2 protein-coding genes and 1 pseudogene are annotated in these 3,396 nt (G+C 57.2%); all 3 read right to left on the reverse strand.

Translation table 11 applies throughout. From position 1 onward, the window contains the following. Nucleotides 1–411 precede the first annotated feature (411 nt). Entirely contained in the window at nucleotides 412–1,212 is an 801-nt protein-coding gene (locus M0974_RS29410; protein ID WP_297845351.1) for a hypothetical protein, read from the reverse strand. Further along, entirely contained in the window at nucleotides 1,196–1,591 is a 396-nt protein-coding gene (locus M0974_RS29415) for a hypothetical protein (protein ID WP_297845353.1), read from the reverse strand. Before M0974_RS29415 ends, M0974_RS29410 begins: the two co-directional genes overlap by 17 nt. Nucleotides 1,592–1,593: 2 nt before the next feature. Further along, nucleotides 1,594–3,396, reverse strand: a pseudogene (locus tag M0974_RS29420) (hypothetical protein); the annotation flags it as partial.

Raw genomic sequence — 3,396 nt, forward strand, 5'->3', positions numbered from 1 at the left:
CCAGGGCTGTGAGCGGCAGCGCCGCCAGCCTCTTTCTGATTTTCATAAATTCAAATTGCCCCGACTACTTCCGTGTGCGTGAACGCTCGACTCGATCGGCGAACGCCGATCCTAAAAGACACAACCCAACTCCCGGAGCCAAGACTGTCAGGTCGGGCTCATGGGTGCCAAACGCGCCGAATCCTAATACGACAAGCGACATTAGCGCCACGGCAGGACGGGTCAGCCACTTGAATAGCGCGTGTGGCATAAACGGACGGCCTATCAAGCAGGCACACACAACAAAAAAGAGCGCCAAGCCAGCTTGGAAAGCCGCCTTCGAGGTGTCCACGAAGTAGACGAAGCAAAAAGCGAGCACAGACGCGGCCGCAAGCTCACCGAGATAAGCGGCTATATGGACGATCCGTGGTTTCATTGTTTGCGTCCAAGAATGTCGTTTATTGATGGGATAACGAAAGTCGACGATGTAGATTTACCCGCGCCAACGCCAGCGCCAAAACCCGCACCTGGGAAGACCTTCGAAGGCGCAGCACCCCCAATGCCTCCGATAGTGCCATCGTCGTTGATGGCGAAATTGGCGCCGCCTGACGCACCAAATCCAGCATCGAGTTCTGCGTAACCGCCCGTACTGCTACCAGTCGTGATTGGCCCGTTACTGTGACTAATGCCAACGCCACCTCCTACACCTGCGTAGGCACCCGCGCTTGCCATGCCGTTCGCTTGGACTTGAATGAATGGCGAAGTCCCCCCCAACGTCCCATCGGTTTGCAGGCCGACGACGCTAGCTCCACCACCAGCACCAACGAAGGGAAGCATCACTGTTCCTGAGATTCCGGCCGAGTATTGTGTGTAAGCTTTGGTTGTCGAATCGTACGTGAGACCGGACGCATTCTTTGTGATGTAGCTTTGTAGATCAGCATCGCCAGAAGGCAACGACTGCGCCCACACCTGTTGTCCGGCCTGATTGACGCCATATGGAACCCATGTTGTTCCATCGTCCGGCTGACTACCCACTGCAACACGGACGCTGCCAAGCTCAGTCTGGCTCCCTGTAGTCAAATTCATTTGAGCCATTTGCTGTTCAATCTGCTGTTCCGTGTATTTTCCACCACTCTTATCTGCAAGTTGCTTGGCAACTGTTTTCTCCTCGGGGTGCAACTGCCGGTTGAAGCGGTCTGCCCGGCACCCCGCATAACTAGAATGGACCCACATCACAGATCCGTACCTCTTGATCAAGTCGATCAGTCTGAATAAGTACGTCAATTGCGTCGCCTTCCTTCACACGATCATATTTCCACTGCACCGGATCGCAGTGCAGATGTTGACCAGCGACATCAATTTCTAACATCTGTTTTTCTGGAATTTTCACATATGCCTTCCCTTGCCATTCTCTATGCTCAGGAAGTGAATACTTTCGCACTACGCGTCCAATTATTTTTCTCTTTTCTCGCGCGGCAAAACCGAGAATATGCCGCGCAGACAGAAGGACCAACAAAACCAGAACTGAATAGACAACGAGAAATAGCACTCCCGCAGCCATATCCGAACCACCGCGTCCGATCAAATCGAATGGATTAACCAAAATTTTCATAGTCACTTCTTACCTGAATTTTGAATTGCTGTTTGAGTCGGGCCAGACAAGACCTGAATAATATGGTTCGCAATGTTGCCGCTCCACCCCGGCATCAGCGTCTGCGCAGCCGTACCGATGCCATAGGAAGCTGCGCCGGTCGCAGCATTGGGTGATGGGTCGTTTGAAGGAGTCGCGACAGCGTTTCCGCCGAATGCTACCGTCCCGTTCAAAATGCCGTTGTATGTTCCAACGACTATTTTCGAGCCCAGACCACTGCCAAGCGTATTCAGTGGAAGTGCGAACGGACCCGCGATGCCAGCAACAGCGCCAACGGTCAGCGACTTCGAGATATCGGGCGCGCCATTACTCAGGTGGGTTAGATAAGCTATGGTGTCGCCGCCAAAGTCATATGCCGTGTTGATAGCCCATCCAGTCGCAACTACCGGCGCAAACGCTCCGACCGCAAACATCGCAAGTGCTCCACCAGCTGCAATGCCAACCGCAGGATGGGATGTAGCTCCTGGCAACGCTTGTTGCTCGGGCGACAGCGAGCGATCAGCATTTCCATAGAGGAACGGGCTGTTGTACTCAGCCGAAGTTGCACGGAACATGCCGCTGGCGTTTTCGCTGATGAACTGCACTGCCGTTACATCGCCGCCCGGTCCCTTGCTTGCCGCTGCGTCCACCAGGCGATAGCCGTTGGCGAGCAGCATCTGCTGCGCCTGATCTGCCGTGATCGTCTGTCCCGTCTGGTACTTATAGAACTGCGCGAACTTGCTTGCGTTGTCAGTGGCCCACTGGCGTTCGTCGGGGTGCAACTGTCGGTTGAACCGGTCCACGTTGTAGCCGGAGAATGCGCCCGCATCGCCGCCCACCGCCGCACCTGCACCGGTAGCAATCGCGTTCGCCACGATGTTGCCAAGTGCCGTGTTCATACCAGCGTTGCCGGTTGGGTCGGAGTCTGCGATTGCGCCGCTTAGTTTATTCAGCTGGCTCGCCGCGATTGAAGCGATACCTGCACCCGCCGCGCCGCCAAGCGCGTTTCCACCCGCAAGGCCGGTCACAAGTGCCGCGCCTGCAGCCTGCATTTCTGCGCGGTTCGCCCCGCCTTCAGCCCATGCCGGATCGCCTGTTGCCTTCGCCTGCGCGTCGGCGTAGTCACCAATACGCCGCGAAACGGCCTCACCCGCAACACTCGCCGCCGCCATCATGTCGGCCTGCCGGTCGAGCAGGTTGTTCACGTCTGGCAGTTTTGCCACCGTGCCGTTCGTGTTCGACGTGTCGCGATTCAGGTTTGCAACGTCCTGAGTTTGATTCGCCTGGTCGGTGACGCCGATCGTACCCGCACTGATGCCGCTACGCGTGGTTGCGCTGTCGCTGCCGCTGTCGTTCTGGCTCAACATCGGCGCACCGCCGCCCGCATTCGTGCCTGACGTGCTGCCGTGCGTACTGTAGTTCGCGCCGCCGTCACCGGTCGTCACGCCCGCGCTGAAGCCGCCTGAGTGCGCGCCGTAACTCGACTGGTTCTGGATATCGCTGAAGGTCAACGTCCCAGTGGACAGGTTGTTCTTCGATGCGTCCGCATCGCTTGCGATCACCGCGCCCTTTAGGTCCGTATTGCCCTTCACGTCGATGTTGAATCCACCGTCACCAGCCTGAATCCCCGCCTGCTCGTTCACGCCCGCATAGCTGCCGGTCGCATTTGCGTTGGTATGGCTGAAGCTCGCGCTGCCACCGCCCTGGCTGATCGCAAATCCCCCACCCGAGCTCTCCTGCTTCGCTGCGCTTTTCATCGTGTCCTGAACCGACCTGATGTTCAAGTC

The sequence above is a fragment of the Pseudomonas sp. genome (assembly GCF_026224925.1).
GTDB lineage: Bacteria > Pseudomonadota > Gammaproteobacteria > Pseudomonadales > Pseudomonadaceae > Aquipseudomonas.

What these genes read in the sequence shown, in the direction of transcription:
- M0974_RS29410 (WP_297845351.1), bottom strand. Translation starts at nt 1,212, where the DNA reads ATGTGGGTCCATTCTAGTTATGCGGGGTGCCGGGCAGACCGCTTCAAC.
- M0974_RS29415 (WP_297845353.1), bottom strand. Translation starts at nt 1,591, where the DNA reads ATGAAAATTTTGGTTAATCCATTCGATTTGATCGGACGCGGTGGTTCG.